We start from the raw sequence: 16652 nt of genomic DNA, 5'->3' as shown, positions 1-16652 counted from the left end.
TCGGTCAGGCGCTCCGGGCGCGCCGCCACCGCCGGGCGGTCACGACGGTGCGGGTGAGGGCCCTCACGACGGGGCTCCCCAGCCGAGCGCGGTAGTCGGCGATGGCCGCGTTCCAGGGCCCGTCGCCGTACGTGGGGTAGGGGTGCGTCCGGGCCACGAGCGCGCTCGTCGTCGTCCCGTCGAGCACGGCGGCGGTCAGCTCGGCCAGCACCTCCCCGGCGCGCGGACCGACCACCGTGGCCCCGCGCACGCGACCGCGGCGGTCGACGACCAGGCGGGTGAAGCCCTCGGTGCGCCCGTCGGCGACGGCGCGGTCCACGTGGTCGTGCGCCAGGTGCAGCACGCGGCGGCCGGGTGCGTCCCCGGTCGTGGGCTCGCCGACCGCGGCGAGCTCGGTGTCGGTGAAGGTGACCCGCGGCACGACCGGGCTCGGGCGCCGCGGCAGACCCAGGACGGCGGTGACGGCGGCGTCCGAGCCGCGCACGCCGGCGGTGTGGGTGTAGAGGTCCTCGCCCGTGACGTCGCCGGCCGCCCAGACGCTCGGGCTCGTCGTCCTCAGGCCCGGCTCGAGCACCAGCCGGCCGTCCGCGTCGACCTCGACGCCGGCGGCGGCCAGCCCCAGCCCGTCGAGGACGGGTCGGCGCGGCCCCGCGAGCAGCAGCCGCGCGAAGGCCAGCTCGTCGCCGTCCTCGAGCACCAGGACGCCGGCGCCAGAGCTGCCCGGGCGCACCGACGCGGCGCGCACCCCCGTCCGCACGTCGACGCCGTCCGCCCGCAGCGCCGCGGTGACGACCGCCGCCGCGTCGGCGTCCTCCCGCGGCAGCAGGTGCTCGCCGGCCTCCACGACCGTCACCTGCGCCCCGAGGCGGGCGAGAGCCTGTGCCAGCTCGGTGCCCGTCGTGCCGCCGCCGAGGACGACCAGCCGGGAGGGCAGCTCCTCGAGGTCCCACACGTCGTCGGCCGTCAGCGGCGCGACCCGGTCGACGCCCGGCAGCGGGAGGGGAGCCGGTCGGGAGCCGGTGGCCAGCAGCGCGCGCGCGAAGCGGACCTCGCGCCCGTCCACCGCGGCGGTCGTCGCCCCGGTGAGGACGACCGTGCCGCGCACGGCCCGCACGCCGGCGGCCTCCAGGGCCTGCGGGGCGTCGACGGGCGCGATGTCGGCGATCGCGCGTCGGACGTGCGCCATCACGGCCGGGAAGTCCACCGACACCTCGGCGTGCACGCCCAGGCGGGAGGCCCGGCGGGCGTCCGCCGCCGCCGAGGCCGCCGCCAGCAGGGCCTTCGACGGCACGCACCCCGACCAGAGGCACTCACCGCCGGTGCGGTCGCGCTCGACGAGCAGCACGCGGGCCCCCAGCAGGGCGGCCGTCTGCGCGCCGACGAGTCCCGCCGTCCCGCCGCCGACGACGAGCAGGTCCCACGTCGTCGCGGCGTCCCGCTCGGTCAGGCGCGACCCCTCCGGCCACGTGTCCGCCGCCGGGTCGGACCCCGTGCTCTGCACCGTCATCGCTGCTCCTCCTGGCGTCCCGGTCGTCGCGCCCGCCCGCCCCGCCTGCCGCTCCGGCCGCGCGGCCCCGGCAGTCCGTCGGGGCGGCCGCTCGGTGCCCGTCAGTCTGGGCGCGGCTCTCGCCCCGTGCCCGCGGACCCGCGGACCCGCGGCGCGAGAGGCTGCTGCGACCGCCGCGCGGTCCGCCGCCGACCGAGCCGAGGAGCCGCCGTGCCCGCCGTCGCCCGCTACGCCCACCTCGGCCGGCTCTACGACCTCGTCTCCGGGGAACGGCTCTACGCCCCCGGGCGCGAGGCCGCCGTCGAGATGATCCACGTGGAACCGGGCAGCCGCGTGCTCGTCGTGGGGATCGGGACGGGACCGGACCTGCCCGCCCTGCTGTCGGCTGCGGGCCCCGGTGGCCGCGTCGTCGGCCTGGACGCGAGCCCGAGCATGCTCGCGGCGGCGCGACGACGGGCGGACCGGCTCGGCGGGGACGGCGTCCGCCTCGTGCTCGCCGACGCCGAGCAGGTGCCCGCCCGGCGCCTGCGCGACGCCCTCGGAGGCCCCGCGGACGCCGTGCTGCTCCCCTACTGCCTCTCGCTCATGCCCGCGTGGCCGAGGGCGTGGCGCACCGCGCTCGAGGCGGCACGGCCCGGCGCGCGCGTCGCCGTCGTCGACACGACCGTGGCGCGCGGAGCCCTCCTGCGGCGCCTGGCCTCCCGCGTCGCGTGCGCGGCGGGCGGCGTCCACGTCGACGCGCGGCCGTGGAGGTGCGTCGAGGAGCTCGACGACGTCAGCGCCGCCACGTTCCTGCGCGGGCACGTCGAGGTCCGGGGCGGCACGCTGCCGCTGCGCTGAGCGGGGCCACGAGCGCCGGGGCCGCGTCCCGCGCGGAGGCCGCGCCGCGGCCCAGGAGGCGCTCCCGTGCGGGGGGCGCGCCGTGAGGCACGATGAGCCCGCGGGGGCGGACGGTGCAGGGGAGGTCGCGGTGGCGGACGGCTCGACGTCCTCGACGTCCCCGACCGCCCGCCAGCGCCTCGCGGGGCTCGCGCGCCGGGTCCTGGCCGCGGACGGCGTGCGGCTGCACCCCGACGCCGCCGCGCTGGGGTCCGACCCCCTGGTGGCGGGAGCCGGCGCGGGTCCCCTCGTCGTCCACGACGCCGCCCGGGACCCCCGCACGGCGGACGCGCCCGAGGTGCGCGCCGGCGCCGTCGGCGCCGTCCTCGCCGTCCCGCTGGTCGCGGCGGGGCAGTCGACGGGCGCGCTCGCGGTCACCACCGCGACGCCCCGGACGTGGACCGACGACGAGGTGGCTGTCCTCGTCGAGGTCGCCGCCGCGGTCGTGACCGAGAACCAGCGCACCGACCTCGCGGACGAGCTCGAGGGGAGCCGGCTGCGGTGGGGCCTGGCCATCGAGGCCGCCGGCGTCGGCGGGTTCGACCTCGAGGTGGCCACGGGCCGCCTCGAGTGGGACGACCGGCTCATCCGCATCTTCGGCTACGACCCGGAGGGGTTCGGCCGGCGGCTCGAGGACTTCGAGGTCCGCCTCCACCCCGAGGACCGCGACCGCGTCATGGCCGACATCGCCGCGGCGATCGACGCCGTCGGGGACTTCGCGTCCGAGTACCGCATCGTGCTGCCGGGCGGGGTGGTGCGGTGGATCTCGGCGCGGGGCAAGGTCGTCCGCGGGGGCGACGGCGGGCTGCGGCTCCTGGGAGCCGCGTACGACACGACGGACGTGCAGTCCGCCGAGGCCGGCGTCCGCCGCGTCCTGGAGTCGATGTCGGCGGCCTTCTTCTCCCTCGACCGGCGGTGGCGCTTCACCTACGTCAACGCGGAGGCCGAGCGGCTGCTCGGACGCCGCCGCGAGGAGCTCCTCGGCGGGGTCGTGTGGGACCTCTTCCCAGCCGCGCCCGGCAGCCTCTTCGACGTCGAGTACCGCCGCGCGATGGACGAGGGGCGGCCGAGCACCTTCGAGGCGCACTACCCGGCCCCCCTCGACCGCTGGTACGAGGTCCGCGTCTTCCCCGTCGTCGACGGGCTCTCGGTGTACTTCACCGACGTCACCGCGCGCCGCGCCGCCGACGAGCGCCAGGCGCGCGAGGTCGCCCGGCGCGACGTCCTCTCCCGGGTCAGCACCGAGCTCGCGGCCACGCTGGACCCCGAGGCGGCGGTGGCCCGGCTCGCCCAGCTCGTGGTGCCGGTGCTGGCCGACTGGTGCGTCGTCACGCTGGTGCGCGACGACGGGGCGCTGCAGGACGTGGGCACCTGGCACGTCGAGGAGGCGGAGCGGCCGGTGGTCGCGCGGTACGCGGCGAACCGCCTGGAGGCGCTCGACGACACGAGCTACCTCGACCGGGCCCTCGCCTCGGGCCGCCCCGCCGTGATGCCGGAGCCGGCGCACGAGGCCGTCGCCCGGGTGCTGCGCCCGGGCGCGGCGCGCGACGCCCTCGACGAGCTCGCCCCGCAGTGGGGCGCCGTGTTCCCCCTCGTCGCCCGGGGTCGGACGCTCGGGCTGCTCACCGCGTTCCGCGGGGCCGCCGGCCCCGGGTTCGGCCCGGCGGACCTGGCGGCCGTGCAGCAGCTGGCCGAGCGCGCCGGCGTGGGCCTCGACAACGCCCGGCTCTACCGGGTGCAGCTGTCCCTCGCCGAGGAGCTGCAGCGCAGCCTCCTCACCGCGCCGCCCGCTCCCGACCACACCCAGATCGCCGTCCGGTACGTGCCCGCCGCGGAGGCCGCGCGGGTCGGCGGGGACTGGTACGACGCCTTCCTGCAGCCCGACGGCGACACGGTCGTCGTCATCGGCGACGTCGTGGGCCACGACACCCGGGCGGCGGCCGCGATGGGCCAGCTGCGGGGCCTGCTGCGGGGCATCGCCTTCCACCGCGGGCAGGGCCCGAGGGAGACCCTGGCCGGCCTCGACGCCGCGATGGAGGGCCTGCTCCTGGACACCACGGCCACGGCCGTCGTCGCCCGCGTCGAGCAGACGCCGCAGATGCGCGCCGAGGGCCTCACGCGCATCCGCTGGTCCAACGCCGGCCACCCGCCGCCGATGCTGGCCACGCCCGACGGCGAGGTGCAGCAGCTGCTCGCCCGCCGCACGGACCTGCTGCTCGGGATCCTGCCCGACAGCCCCCGCACCGAGGGCGAGGTCGTCGTCGACCGCGGCAGCACGCTCCTGCTCTACACCGACGGCCTGGTCGAGCGCCGCGACCTGGGGCTGCAGGCGGGGATGGCGCGACTGCGCCGCGAGCTCGCGGACGTCGTGGACCGGCCCCTCGAGGAGGTCCTGGACGCGCTGCTCGAGCGGCTGCTGCCCGAGCAGGGCCAAGACGACGTGGCCCTGCTCGCCGTGCGCCTGCACCCCCAGGACCAGCCGCGCCCGCCCGAGGCCGGCCCGCAGGTGGTGCCGCCCGAGGTCCCGCCGGAGCCGGCGGACTGACTCGCCCGTCCGGGCGCCGGCTCGCCCCGCGCGTCCCCGCGCTCCCGCGGCCCACCGCTGCCAGGGTGTCCGCGTGAGCGAGCAGACCCCCCTCCCGCCCGTCGACGTCGAGGCGCTGCGGGCGAAGGTCCCGGCGCTGGCCGAGGGCCTGGCCTTCTTCGACGGCCCCGGCGGCACGCAGGTGCCGGCGCCGGTCGCCGGCGCCGTCGCGGCGATGCTCGGGTCGGCCGTGTCCAACCGGAAGGGCCCGCACGCGGCCAGCCGGCGGGCGGAGCAGGCGGTCGAGGACGCCCGGCGGGCCGTCGCCGACCTCGTGGGCGGGGTGCCCGAGGGCGTCGTCCTCGGCCCGTCGATGACGCACCTCACCTACGTGATGGCCGGCGCGCTCGCGAAGACGTGGGGCGAGGGCGACGAGGTGGTGCTCACCCGCCTGGACCACGACGCGAACGTCCGGCCCTGGGCCCAGGCCGCCGCCCGCGCGGGCGCGACGGTGCGGTGGGTCGACGTCGACCCGGCGACCGGCGAGCTCGTCGACCCCGTCGCCGAGATCACGGAGCGCACCCGGCTCGTGGCCGTCGCCGGGGCCAGCAACGCGCTCGGCACGCGCCCCGACGTCGCCGCGATCACCGCGGCCGCCGATGCCGTCGGCGCCACCTCCTACGTCGACGGCGTGCACCTGACCCCGCACGCGCCCGTCGACGTCGCCGAGCTCGGCGCCGACCTGTACGCCCTGTCGCTCTACAAGCTCATGGGCCCGCACATGGCCGCGGTCGTGGCCGACCCGGTGCTGCTGGAGGGCCTGCAGCCCGACAAGCTCCTGCCCGCCTCCGACGACGTGCCGGTGCGCTTCGAGCACGGCACCCCGCCCTTCGAGCTGATGCCGGGCGCCACCGCGGCGGTCGACCTGCTGGCCGACCTCGTGCCGGGTGCGCCGGGCGAGGACCGGCGCACCCGCCTGGTCGCCTCGATGGCCGCGCTGGAGGCCGGCGAGGACCGGGTGTTCGCGCGGCTGCTCGCGGGCCTGGAGGGGATGGGCGCCGTGACGCGCGTCGGCGCCCCCGCGCGGCGCACGCCGACGGTCTCCTTCCGGGTGGCGGGCGCCACCCCGCGGGAGGTCGCGCGCTGGCTGGGCTCGCGCGGCGTCGCGGTCTCCGACGGCGACTACTACGCGCGCGAGCTCGTCGAGGTGCTGGGGCTGCGCGGCTCCGGCGGCATGGTGCGCGCCGGCGTGGCGCCGTACACGGACGACTCCGACGTCGACCGCCTCCTCGCGGCGGTCGCCGAGGTCGCGGACGGCGCCCGCGCCTGAGCTGGCGTCCCCCGGCCCGGCGGCAGCCCCGCTCACCCGTCCGGCGGAGCACGCCCGGGTGAGCGCGCCCGCGCGCCGGGTGACGCGGGCGCGCGGGGCGGTCGCGCGGGCGGGGGGGCGGGTCCGGCCCGCAGTAGCGTCGACGCCATGAGCGAGCCCTCCGCGTCCCCGACGGCGACCGTGCGCGCGGTCGCGACCACCCAGCCGCTGCCCGCGGGCGACGAGCGCAGCCTCGTGGACGTCGAGCTGCCCGTCCCCGAGCCGGGCCCGCGCGACGTGCTGGTCCGGGTGCGCGCGGTGTCGGTCAACCCGGTGGACACCAAGGTGCGCCGCAGCGCGGACCCCGGCGGGGAGCCGCGCGTGCTGGGCTACGACGCCGCGGGCGTGGTCGAGGCCGTCGGCGCGGACGTCGAGCGCTTCGCCGTCGGCGACGCCGTCTGGTACGCGGGGGCGCTGGACCGGCAGGGCAGCGACGCGGAGCTGCACGCCGTCGACGAGCGCCTCGTCGGCCGCGCGCCGCGGACCCTCGACGACGCCGAGGCCGCCGCGATGCCGCTCACCTCGCTGACCGCCTGGGAGGTGCTCATGGAGCGCGCCCGGCTGCACGCGGGGAGCGAGGGCGTGCTGCTGGTCGTGGGCGGGGCCGGGGGCGTCGCCTCGATGGTGGTGCAGATGGCCCGCCTGCTCACGCGCATGACGGTCGTCGCGACGGCCTCGCGCGAGGAGAGCCGCACGTGGCTGCGCGACCTCGGCGCCCACGTGGTCGTCGACCGCTCCGGCGACGTCGCCGCGGCGGTCCGCGAGGTGGCGCCCCGGGGCGTCGACGTCGTCGTGAGCGCCTACTCCGAGGGGAACGTCGAGCTCTTCGCGGAGGTCCTGCGGCCCTTCGGCCAGGTCGTCGCGATCGACGACCCCGAGGGCCTGGACCTGCTGCCGCTCAAGAGCAAGAGCATCAGCTGGCACTGGGAGCTCATGTTCACGCGCTCGCTGCACGGGGACGACCCCTCCCGCCAGGGCGAGGTCCTCGACGAGGTGGCGCGCATGGTCGACGAGGGCCACCTGCGCACGACGCTGGCCGAGCGCTCGGGCCCGATCAGCGCGGCCGCCCTGCGCGCGGCGCACGCCCGCGTCGAGAGCGGCGCCGTGGTCGGCAAGGTCGTCGTCGAGGGCTGGTGACCGCGGTGCTGCGCACGGCCGGTCCCGACGACGTCGCGGCGGTCGTCGCCCTGGTGCAGCGCGCCTACCGCGGGGAGGCGAGCCGCGCCGGGTGGACGACGGAGGCCGACCTCCTGGACGGGCAGCGCACCGACGCGGCCGCCGTGGGGGCCCTCGTCGCCGCCCCCGGCTCGGCCGTGCTCCTGCTCGAGGAGGACGGGCGCCTCGTCGCCTGCTGCCACGTGGAGGCCCGCTCCCCGGCGGCGTCGACGGGCGCCCACCCCGCCGGCACCGACCCCGCCGCCGGCGGCACCACCGGCGAGGGGCGCCTGGCGTACGTGGGCATGGTGGCGGTGGACCCCGCGCACCAGGGCGCGGGCACCGGCCGCGCCGTCCTGGCGGGTGCGGAGGCGCACGCGCGGGACTCGCTGGGCGCCACGGACCTGGAGATGACGGTCCTCGCGCAGCGCGCCGAGCTGGTGGCCTGGTACGAGCGGCGCGGCTGGAGCCGCACCGGCGAGCGGCGCCCCTTCCCCTACGGCGACGAGCGCTTCGGCCGGCCCCGGCGCGAGGACCTGGAGTTCGTCGTCCTGGCCCGGTCGACGGCCTGAGGGGCCCGCGGGCTCAGTCGCCGGGGGCGGCAGCGGTGAAGCAGCCCTGCAGGAGGGCGGCCAGCGCCGCGGACCTCTCCTGCTGGCTGAGGTCGCGGGCGCGCGCGGAGGACCACAGGTGCACGGCCGCCAGCATCCCCGTGATGCTGGTCAGCGCGACGACGCTGCGCCGCCGGCGGGCCACCTCCTGGCCCTCTGCGTCCTGGTCCGTCGCGTCCTGGCCCGTCGCGTCCTGGCCCGTCGCGTCCTCGCCCGGCCCGTCTGCCCCCGACGCGTCCCCGCGCGACCCGTCCGCGGGCCACGCCGGGTCGAGGGCGATGCCGAGCGAGACGAACTCCGACCAGGTGTCCTCGACCGTGCGGGCCACGCCGGGGTCCGTCGCCCCCGTGCGCAGCAGGGACCGCCAGAAGGCGCCCGTGGAGGGGTCGTCCCAGCAGGTCGCGACCAGGTGCGCGAGGTAGGCCGCGCGCTCGCCGTGCGGCAGCGAGGCCATCGCGTCCAGCTGGTCGCCCAGGGCCTGCGGACGCTCGGTCACGTGGGCGAAGAGCTGCTGCTTGCTCGCGAAGTAGTAGCGCACGAGCGCGGGGTCGCAGTCGGCCTCGCGGGCGATCGCGCGGGTGCTGGAGCCGTCCAGGCCGTGGTCGGCGAAGGAGCGCAGCGCCGCCTCGGTGATGCGCCGGCGGATCTCCCCGCGGGCTCCCCGGGGACCGCGCCCCGGCCCCGGGCTCGGGTGGTCGGGGCGGGGCTGGTCGGGGACGGGGTGGCCGGGTCCGGGCTGGTCAGGACGGGGCTCACCGGGTCGCTCGTCCACGCTGTCGCTGTCCTCCGCCCTGCGCGCCATCCCCCCGATCTGGATCATCATCGCAAGATCACGTCTGCGGCGCGCAGGCGCCCCCTCCACGGGGCCGGCGGCGGCTCGACGGGCGGTGCGCGGTGTCCCGGGGCACTCTCGGGGCGGGCGCTCGAGAAGCCGGCGTCCGGACGACGCACCTGCGCTCGACACCCAGGAGGATCGATGTTCCGCCATGTCAAGGAGCTGCAGTTCGAGGCGAAGCCGGAGAAGCCGGACGCCCTCTACGCCATGAAGTTCCAGGAGATCCTGGGCGGTCAGTACGGCGAGATGACCGTGATGATGCAGTACCTCTGGCAGGGCTGGAGCTGCCGCGTCCCGGGCAAGTACAAGGACATGATCATGGACATCGGGACGGAGGAGATCGCGCACGTCGAGATGCTCACGACGATGCTCGCGCGCCTCCTCGAGGGCGCCCCGGCCGAGACGACCGCCGCCGCGGCGGCCGCCAACCCCGTCCTCGCCGCGACGCTGGGCGGCCAGAACCCGCAGCACGCCATCGTCGCCGGCGGCGGGCCGATGCCCACGAACAGCATGGGCGTGCCGTGGAACGCGAGCTACATCGTCGCGAGCGGCAACCTGCTGGCCGACTTCCGCGCCAACGCCGCGGCCGAGGCCCAGGGCCGCCTGCAGACCTCGCGCCTGTACGGCATGACGGACGACCCGGGCGTCAAGGCGATGCTGCAGTTCAACCTCGCGCGCGACACCTGGCACCAGCAGCAGTGGCTCCTCGCCATCGAGGAGCTCGTCTCCGAGGGCTACCACGAGGTCGTGGAGCACTCGAACGGCGAGGAGGAGGACCAGCGCTGGAACAAGGCGTTCTACTCCCCGAACCCGGGCAGCGCCGCGGGCGAGGGCCGCTGGGCCCAGGGGCCGACCCTCCTCGGCGACGGCCAGATCGAGTACGTCGCCGACGCGCCGCCGCTCACCGACGACATCGGCACCCTGCCGGCGCCCGACCCGAACCTGTTCGCCACCTACGACGGCTCGCAGGGACCGGGCAAGCCCGGCACGCCCGGCGGCGCCGTGAAGCAGGCCGGCGAGGGCCTCGTGAACAAGGTCAAGGACGCCCTGGACTGACCAGGCCCACCGCGGCGCCCCGGCCGTCCGTCGTCCGCGACGGCGGGTGGCCGGGGCGCCGCGGCGTCGGGCCCGGGTCAGCTCCGGGCCCGGCTCCCGGACCAGCCCTCGGACCCCGCTCCCGGACGAGGGTGCTCGGAGGCGAGGCACCGCCCCGGGAGGTCCGGGACGCCCCACGGGTCGTGCCGCCGGACGCGCGAGGCCCCGGCGCGACCGCGGCGCGCAGAGGCCGCCAGACCGGGTACTTTCGGTCCTCGCTCGCGGTTCGCGAGGCGGCGGTGCGCCACCTCGCGGAGTTGAGACACCAGCTCCACCGCGGACGTCGACGGGTCGGGCCGACCCCTCGACGGCAGGTGCGCGCCGACAGGCGCACGGGGCCCAGGACGACGCGACGATGGCTCTGCACGACCCGAGCGGGGAGCCCGGCCGGCGCCCCGCACCCGCCGGCAGCTCCCCCGCAGCCCCGCCCGACCCGGTCACGCCGCCCGGCGCAGCCGGCTCCGCCGCCCTCGCCGAGCTCGGCCGCATCCGGCTCGACCAGCCGCTCGGACAGGTCCTCCAGCAGGTGTCGGAGCTCGCGACCCAGGTGCTCCCCGACGTGGACGCCCTGTCCATCACGCTCGTCGACGCCGACGGCAGCGCGCGCAGCGCCGCCTTCACCGACCAGGTGTCGGCGCTGCTCGACGAGCGCCAGTACGAGGACGGCTTCGGCCCCTGCATGGACGCCGCCCGCTCGGGGGGCGTGGTGCGCATCCGGGACACGGGGGCGGACCCGACGTACCCCGGCTTCAGCGCCCTGGCCCAGCGCCACGGCGTCGGGTCGGTGCTCTCCGTCGGCGTCCCCTGGGTCGACCGGTCGGTCGGCGCGCTCAACCTCTTCACGCGCGGCGGCGACCCCCTGAGCGAGGAGGTCGTGGAGCTGGCGCGCGTCTTCGCCGGCTACGCCGGGGCCGCGCTCGCCAAGGCCGCGCTGTACACCGAGACCGCCGAGCTGGCCGACCAGATGCAGCGGGCGATGAGCTCGCGCGCCGTCATCGAGCAGGCCAAGGGGGTCCTCGTGGCCGCCCTCGGGCTCTCCCCCGACGAGGCCTTCGCCGAGCTGAGCCGGCGCAGCCAGCGCACGAACACCAAGCTGCGCGACCTCGCGGCGCAGGTGGTCGCGCAGGCGCAGGAGGTCCACGGCCAGGGCGCCGTCGAGCGCACCCGCTGAGGCGGGGCGCCGAGACCCCCGCGCCGGGCCCCCGCGCCGGGGGGCGGTGGCGGGGGCGCTGCGGGATGCTCGCGGCGTGAGAGCTGCGCAGGTCCGACGCACGGGTGGTCCGCAGGTCGTCGAGGTGGTGGACGTCGACGAGCCGCGCCCCGGCCCCGGGCAGGTGCTCGTGGAGGTCGACGCCGCGGGCGTGAACTTCATCGACACCTACCACCGCAGCGGGGTCTACCCGCGCGAGGCGCCGTTCGGGCTGGGCCTGGAGGGCGCCGGGCGCGTGCTCGCCCTCGGGGACGGCGCGGGACGCGGTGACGGGGACGTCGACGGGGCCCTCGCCGAGGGGCAGCTCGTGGCGTGGAAGCAGGCTCCCGGCAGCTGCGCCGAGCGCGTCGTCGTCGACGCCGCCGAGGCCGTCCCCGTCCCCGAGGGCGTGGACGCCGAGACGGCCGCCTCGCTGATGCTCCAGGGCCTCACGGCCCAGTACCTGTCCGCGTCGACGTACCCGGTGGCGCCGGGCGACGTCGTGCTCGTGCACGCGGCCGCCGGCGGCGTCGGCCTGCTCCTCACGCAGATGGTCGTCCTGCGCGGCGGTCGGGTGCTCGCCACGGCGTCGACGCCCGAGAAGGCCGCGCTGGCGCGGGAGGCGGGCGCCGAGGAGGTGCTCGGCTACGACGGCTTCGCCGCCCGGGCCCGCGAGCTCACCGGCGGCGAGGGCGTGGCCGCCGTGTTCGACGGCGTCGGGCGGGCCACCTTCGCCGAGGGCCTGGACGCCCTGCGCCCGCGGGGCGTGATGGTGCTGTTCGGGGGCGCCAGCGGCCAGGTCGAGCCCCTCGACCCGCAGCAGCTCAACGCCAAGGGCTCCCTCTACGTCACCCGTCCCTCCCTCGCCGCCTACACGCGCACCCGCGAGGAGCTGCTCCAGCGCGCGGACGCGGTGCTGGGCTGGGCGGCCCGCGACGAGCTGTCCGTCCGGGTGGGTGGCCGCTACGCCCTGGACGACCTCGCCCAGGCGCACGAGGACCTCGAGGCGCGCCGGACCACCGGCAAGCTCCTCGTCCTGCCGGCCGGGGAGGCGGAGGCCGAGCTCGGCCGCAGCTGACCGCCGGGCGCCCGAGCGCCCCGGTCGCCCTGACCGGGGCGGGCGCGAGGCGCGCCCGGCCCGGGCGGTCGGCACCGGGCGCAGCCGGTGTGTGGTTAGGCGCCCTCATCACGGCGCGCCCGCGTCGTGGGGGGCCCGAGGCCCCGCGCCCGCCCCCCGCGGTGCCCGGTGCGAGCGCGCCGCGGGCGCCCGCCGTGCCGTCGCCCGAGAGGTCCTGCCATGACTGCTGCCGCCCGACCCGCTGCCGGCGCCCTCGCCGCCCTCCTCCTGCTGGGCGTCTCGGCCTGCGGGTCCGACGGCGCCGCGAGCGCCGGCGGGAGCGAGGAGGCGCCCGCCGGCGGGAGCACCGCGGCCGCGGCCTCCGGCGCCGAGGGCGGGGACTGGACGCCCGTCACCATCGAGCACGCCCTGGGCACCACGACGATCGAGGAGCGCCCCGAGCGCGTCGCGACGGTGGCGTGGGCCAACCAGGAGGTGCCCCTCGCCCTCGGCGTCGTGCCCGTCGGCATGGCGGAGGCGACCTTCGGGGACGACGACGGCGACGGCGTCCTGCCCTGGGTCGAGGAGCGGCTCACCGAGCTCGGCGCCGAGACCCCGGTCCTGTTCGACGAGACCGACGGCCTCGACTTCGAGGCGGTGGCGGACACCCAGCCCGACGTCATCCTCGCCGCGTACTCCGGGCTGACGCCGGAGGACTACGAGACGCTCAGCCAGATCGCCCCGGTCGTGGCCTACCCCGACGTGGCGTGGGGCACCTCGTGGCGCGACACGATCGCGCTGAACAGCCAGGGCCTGGGCATGGAGGAGGAGGGCGCGGCGCTCGTCGCCGACCTCGAGACCCAGATCGACGAGGCCGTCGCCGCGCACCCGGAGGTCCAGGGCGCCTCGGCGATGTTCATGACGCACGTCGACACCACCGACCTCAGCACCGTGAACTTCTACACGCCGCTGGACACCCGGGTCGCCTTCTTCGCCGACCTCGGCATGACCGTCCCGCAGAGCGTGCAGGAGGCCTCCGAGGGCAACGACAGCTTCTCGGGGAGCGTCAGCGCCGAGCGGGCCGACGTCTTCGACGACGTCGACGTGATCGTCACCTACGGCGGCGAGGACCTCGTCGCCACCCTCGAGGGCGACCCGCTGCTGTCGCAGATCCCCGCGGTCGAGGGCGACGCGATCGTCGCCCTGCCGAGCGACGGGCCGATCGGGACGGCGTCCAACCCGACGACGCTCGCCATCCCCTACGTCCTCGACGACTACGTCGGGATGCTCGCCGAGGCCGCCCGGGCCGCTGAGGCCGCCGACTCCGCGCGATGAGCCCGGCCCCTCGATGAGCCCGGCACCTCGATGACCCCGGCCCCTCGATGACCCCGGCCGTGGCGCCCTCGCCCGCCGGCGCGTCGCCCGCAGCGCCACCGGCGCTGCGGGCGCGCGGCGGCGCGCACCTGCGACCGCTGTGGCTGCTGGTGGGGGTCGGCGTCCTCCTCGGGCTCGTCGCGGCGTCCGTCGGCGTCGGCTCCCGCGAGGTGGGGGCGCGCGAGGTCCTGGCCGCGCTGGGGGCGGTGCTCGGCGGGTCCGTCGACGGCTTCGACCAGGCCTCCGTCGCCGTCCGGCTGCCCCGCACCGCGCTCGCCGTCCTCGCGGGGGCTGCGCTGGGGGTGGCGGGCGCGGTGATGCAGGGCGTCACCCGCAACCCGCTCGCCGACCCGAGCATCCTCGGCGTCAACACCGGCGCGGCGCTGGCGGTGGTCGTCGGCATCGCCTTCTTCGGGCTGACGTCGGCCGCCTCCTACGCCTGGGTCGCCATCGCGGGGGCCGCCGTCGCGGCGGGGTTCGTCTACACCGTCGGCTCCCTGGGGCGCGGGGGCGCGACGCCGCTCAAGCTCGCGCTCGCGGGCGCGGCCACGGCCGCCGCGCTCACCTCGCTGACGACGGCCGTCGTCCTGCCCCGCAACGACATCGCGCTCGGCGTCCGCTCCTGGCTCGTCGGCGGCGTCGGCGGCGCGACGTGGGGCTCGGTCCAGCAGGTGCTGCCCTTCCTCGCCGCCGGCGCCCTGGTGTGCCTCGCGACGGCGCGGACCCTCAACTCCCTGGCGCTCGGGGACGACCTCGCGGCCGGGCTGGGGGAGCGCGTGGCGCTCGCGCGCGGCGTCGCCTCCGCGGGCGCCGTCGTGCTGTGCGGCGCGACCACCGCCGTCACCGGGCCCATCGCCTTCGTCGGGCTCGTCGTCCCGCACGCCTGCCGCCTGCTCGTCGGCGTCGACCACCGCTGGCTCGTGCCCTTCTCCGCCGTGGCGGGCGCCGCGCTCCTGACGGGCGCGGACGTCGTGGGGCGCGTCGTCGCGCGGCCCGCGGAGATCGACGTCGGCATCGTCACCGCCCTGGTGGGCGCCCCGCTGTTCATCGCCCTGGTGCGCCGGCAGAGGATCCGCGAGCTGTGAGCGCCCTGGAGACCCGCCCCGCCCGCGCGGGCACGGCCGTCGTCACCGCCGAGGACGTCGCCCGCGGACGCCGCCGCCGCTCGCAGCGGCGGCGCGCCGTCGTCGCCGTGATGGCCGTCCTCGTCGTCGTCCTGCTCGCCACCAGCCTCGTGGTCGGCCAGACGACGTACCCCCCGGGCGAGGTGCTGCGCGTGCTCCTCGGCGAGGAGGTGCCGGGCGCGTCCTTCACCGTCGGCACGCTGCGGCTGCCGCGCGCGGTGCTCGCGGTGCTCACCGGGGTCGCCTTCGGGCTCGGGGGCGTGACCTTCCAGACGATGCTGCGCAACCCCCTCGCGAGCCCCGACGTCATCGGCATCACCTCGGCCGCCAGCGCCGCCGCCACCTTCGGCATCGTCACGCTCTCGCTCGGCGCCTCCCAGGTCTCCACCTTCGCCATCGCCGGGGGCCTGTCCGTGGCCCTGCTCATCTACGCGCTGTCGGCCGGGCGGAGCTCGGCCACGACGCGGCTGGTCCTCGTGGGCATCGGCGTCGCCGCGATGCTCGACAGCGTGACGACCTACCTGCTGTCCGAGGCCGCGGTCTGGGACCAGCAGGCGGCGTCCCGCTGGCTGACCGGCAGCCTCAACGGCGCCACGTGGGAGCAGGTGCGGCCCCTGCTGGTCGCCCTGGCGCTCCTCGGACCGCTCCTGCTGCTGCTCTCGCGCGACCTGGCCGCGACCCAGCTGGGCGACGACACCGCGTCGGCGCTCGGGGTGCGGGTGGGGCGCACGCGCCTGCTGCTGCTCGTGGCGGCGGTGGGGCTGGTCGCCTTCGCCACCGCCGCGGCCGGGCCCATCGCCTTCGTCGCCTTCCTCTCCGGGCCGATCGCCGCCCGCGTCGTCGGCCCGGGGGGCTCCCCGCTCGTGCCCGCCGCCCTGGTCGGCGCGCTGCTCGTCCTCGTCGCCGACCTCGCGGGCCAGCACGCGCTCGGCACCCGCCTGCCCGTGGGGGTGGTCACCGGCGTCCTCGGCGCCCCCTACCTCGTCTACCTCGTCGTGCGCACGCACCGCACCGGAGGCTCCCTGTGACCGACGCCCACCGCCTGCACGCCGAGGGGCTGACGCTCGGGTACGCCGGGCGCACCGTCGTCGAGGACCTCGCCCTGGAGGTCCCGCCCGGCCGCGTGACCGCGGTCGTCGGCGCCAACGCCTGCGGCAAGTCCACGCTGCTGCGCTCGATGTCGCGCCTGCTGGCACCGCGCGAGGGGCGCGTCGTCCTCGACGGCCGCGACGTCCACCGGATGCCGGCCAAGCAGCTCGCCCGCACGCTCGGGCTGCTGCCGCAGTCGCCGATCGCCCCCGACGGCATCACGGTCGCCGACCTCGTGGGGCGGGGGCGTCACCCCCACCAGCGCGCGCTGCAGCGCTGGAGCCGCGAGGACGACGCCGCCGTCGCCGAGGCCATGACCATGACGGGGACCGGCGAGCTGGCCGACCGGCCCGTCGACGAGCTCTCCGGGGGCCAGCGCCAGCGGGTCTGGATCGCGATGGCCCTGGCCCAGCGCACCGACCTGCTGCTGCTCGACGAGCCGACGACCTTCCTCGACGTCGCCCACCAGGTGGAGGTGCTGGACCTGCTCACCGACCTCAACCGCACGCGCGGGACGACGGTCGTCATGGTGCTGCACGACCTCAACCTCGCCGCGCGCTACGCCGACCACCTCGTCGCGATGGCGGGCGGGGGGCTGGCGACGGCCCCGGGCCCGCCGGCGCAGGTGCTCACCGAGGAGGTCGTGCGCGCCGTCTTCGGCCTGGAGAGCCGCGTGGTGCTCGACCCGGTCTCCGGCCGCCCGATGGTCCTGCCGATCGGTCGCCACCACGTGGACGGCGTGCGCGACGAGCTCGGGGTCGGCGGAGGCCGCCGCCCCGACGCGGGCTGAGCCCCGCCGACGGGGAGGACGAAGTCCTCGGGCGTCGCGCGCGCAGGTCGCCGA

14 protein-coding genes are annotated in these 16652 nt (G+C 77.7%); 12 read left to right on the top strand and 2 right to left on the bottom strand.

Going from position 1 to position 16652, the window contains the following annotated elements; genetic code table 11:
- Positions 1 to 4: 4 nt before the first annotated feature.
- Positions 5 to 1507, bottom strand: a complete 1503-nt coding sequence (locus tag Q0848_RS09040) for an NAD(P)/FAD-dependent oxidoreductase (RefSeq protein ID WP_299036779.1) — start codon at positions 1505 to 1507, stop codon at positions 5 to 7.
- A gap of 210 nt (positions 1508 to 1717) precedes the next feature.
- On the opposite strand from Q0848_RS09040, the gene Q0848_RS09035 reads away from it, so the two are divergent.
- From Q0848_RS09035 to Q0848_RS09015, 5 genes are all read left to right on the top strand, one after another.
- Positions 1718 to 2347 (top strand): class I SAM-dependent methyltransferase, encoded by a 630-nt coding sequence (locus tag Q0848_RS09035; protein WP_299036778.1) that lies wholly within the window; start codon positions 1718 to 1720, stop codon positions 2345 to 2347.
- A 130-nt stretch (positions 2348 to 2477) separates the two neighbouring features.
- Positions 2478 to 4931: a SpoIIE family protein phosphatase gene (locus Q0848_RS09030; RefSeq protein ID WP_299036777.1), complete on the top strand. Its 2454-nt coding sequence runs from the start codon at positions 2478 to 2480 to the stop codon at positions 4929 to 4931.
- Positions 4932 to 5004: 73 nt separating this feature from the next.
- Positions 5005 to 6240, top strand: coding sequence for a cysteine desulfurase-like protein (locus Q0848_RS09025; RefSeq protein WP_299036776.1), 1236 nt, complete (start codon positions 5005 to 5007; stop codon positions 6238 to 6240).
- 147 nt (positions 6241 to 6387) lie between these two features.
- A complete protein-coding gene (locus Q0848_RS09020; RefSeq protein ID WP_299036775.1) occupies positions 6388 to 7416 on the top strand; it encodes a zinc-binding alcohol dehydrogenase family protein in 1029 nt (342 codons plus the stop codon).
- Positions 7413 to 8006 carry a GNAT family N-acetyltransferase gene (locus Q0848_RS09015; RefSeq protein ID WP_299036774.1) on the top strand — a complete coding sequence of 198 codons (594 nt, stop codon included), beginning with the start codon at positions 7413 to 7415 and terminating at the stop codon, positions 8004 to 8006. Before Q0848_RS09020 ends, Q0848_RS09015 begins: the two co-directional genes overlap by 4 nt.
- Positions 8007 to 8019: 13 nt before the next feature.
- Here Q0848_RS09015 and Q0848_RS09010 read toward each other — a convergent pair whose 3' ends face one another.
- A complete protein-coding gene (locus tag Q0848_RS09010; RefSeq protein WP_299036773.1) occupies positions 8020 to 8868 on the bottom strand; it encodes a TetR/AcrR family transcriptional regulator in 849 nt (282 codons plus the stop codon).
- A gap of 153 nt (positions 8869 to 9021) precedes the next feature.
- Between Q0848_RS09010 and Q0848_RS09005 the strand changes: the two genes are divergently transcribed.
- The 7 genes from Q0848_RS09005 (at position 9022) to Q0848_RS08975 (ending at position 16598) form a co-directional block, all read left to right on the top strand.
- A complete protein-coding gene (locus Q0848_RS09005; protein ID WP_299036772.1) occupies positions 9022 to 9936 on the top strand; it encodes a manganese catalase family protein in 915 nt (304 codons plus the stop codon).
- 394 nt (positions 9937 to 10330) lie between these two features.
- Positions 10331 to 11146 carry a GAF and ANTAR domain-containing protein gene (locus Q0848_RS09000; RefSeq protein WP_299036771.1) on the top strand — a complete coding sequence of 272 codons (816 nt, stop codon included), beginning with the start codon at positions 10331 to 10333 and terminating at the stop codon, positions 11144 to 11146.
- A 76-nt stretch (positions 11147 to 11222) separates the two neighbouring features.
- Positions 11223 to 12242, top strand: coding sequence for a quinone oxidoreductase (locus Q0848_RS08995; protein ID WP_299036770.1), 1020 nt, complete (start codon positions 11223 to 11225; stop codon positions 12240 to 12242).
- 219 nt (positions 12243 to 12461) lie between these two features.
- Positions 12462 to 13556 (top strand): ABC transporter substrate-binding protein, encoded by a 1095-nt coding sequence (locus Q0848_RS08990; protein ID WP_299036769.1) that lies wholly within the window; start codon positions 12462 to 12464, stop codon positions 13554 to 13556.
- A gap of 47 nt (positions 13557 to 13603) precedes the next feature.
- Positions 13604 to 14680, top strand: a complete 1077-nt coding sequence (locus Q0848_RS08985; protein ID WP_366146507.1) for an iron ABC transporter permease — start codon at positions 13604 to 13606, stop codon at positions 14678 to 14680.
- A complete protein-coding gene (locus tag Q0848_RS08980; RefSeq protein WP_299036767.1) occupies positions 14677 to 15747 on the top strand; it encodes an iron chelate uptake ABC transporter family permease subunit in 1071 nt (356 codons plus the stop codon). Before Q0848_RS08985 ends, Q0848_RS08980 begins: the two co-directional genes overlap by 4 nt.
- On the top strand, positions 15744 to 16598 hold the full coding sequence (locus Q0848_RS08975) for an ABC transporter ATP-binding protein (RefSeq protein WP_299036766.1): 855 nt from the start codon (positions 15744 to 15746) through the stop codon (positions 16596 to 16598). Before Q0848_RS08980 ends, Q0848_RS08975 begins: the two co-directional genes overlap by 4 nt.
- The last annotated feature ends 54 nt before the right edge of the window (positions 16599 to 16652 follow it).

This window comes from uncultured Pseudokineococcus sp. (genome assembly GCF_947495735.1).
In the GTDB taxonomy this organism is placed as follows: domain Bacteria; phylum Actinomycetota; class Actinomycetes; order Actinomycetales; family Quadrisphaeraceae; genus Pseudokineococcus.
The sequence above is the reverse complement of the archived record's forward strand: the minus strand, read 5'-3'. Positions and strand labels throughout refer to the sequence as shown.

Excerpts from the sequence above, each read along its gene's own strand:
- Q0848_RS09040 (WP_299036779.1), bottom strand. The coding sequence starts at position 1,507 with ATGACGGTGCAGAGCACGGGGTCCGACCCGGCGGCGGACACGTGGCCG.
- Q0848_RS09020 (WP_299036775.1), top strand. The coding sequence starts at position 6,388 with ATGAGCGAGCCCTCCGCGTCCCCGACGGCGACCGTGCGCGCGGTCGCG.
- Q0848_RS09010 (WP_299036773.1), bottom strand. The coding sequence starts at position 8,868 with ATGATGATCCAGATCGGGGGGATGGCGCGCAGGGCGGAGGACAGCGAC.
- Q0848_RS09005 (WP_299036772.1), top strand. The coding sequence starts at position 9,022 with ATGTTCCGCCATGTCAAGGAGCTGCAGTTCGAGGCGAAGCCGGAGAAG.
- Q0848_RS09000 (WP_299036771.1), top strand. The coding sequence starts at position 10,331 with ATGGCTCTGCACGACCCGAGCGGGGAGCCCGGCCGGCGCCCCGCACCC.
- Q0848_RS08990 (WP_299036769.1), top strand. The coding sequence starts at position 12,462 with ATGACTGCTGCCGCCCGACCCGCTGCCGGCGCCCTCGCCGCCCTCCTC.
- Q0848_RS08985 (WP_366146507.1), top strand. The coding sequence starts at position 13,604 with ATGACCCCGGCCGTGGCGCCCTCGCCCGCCGGCGCGTCGCCCGCAGCG.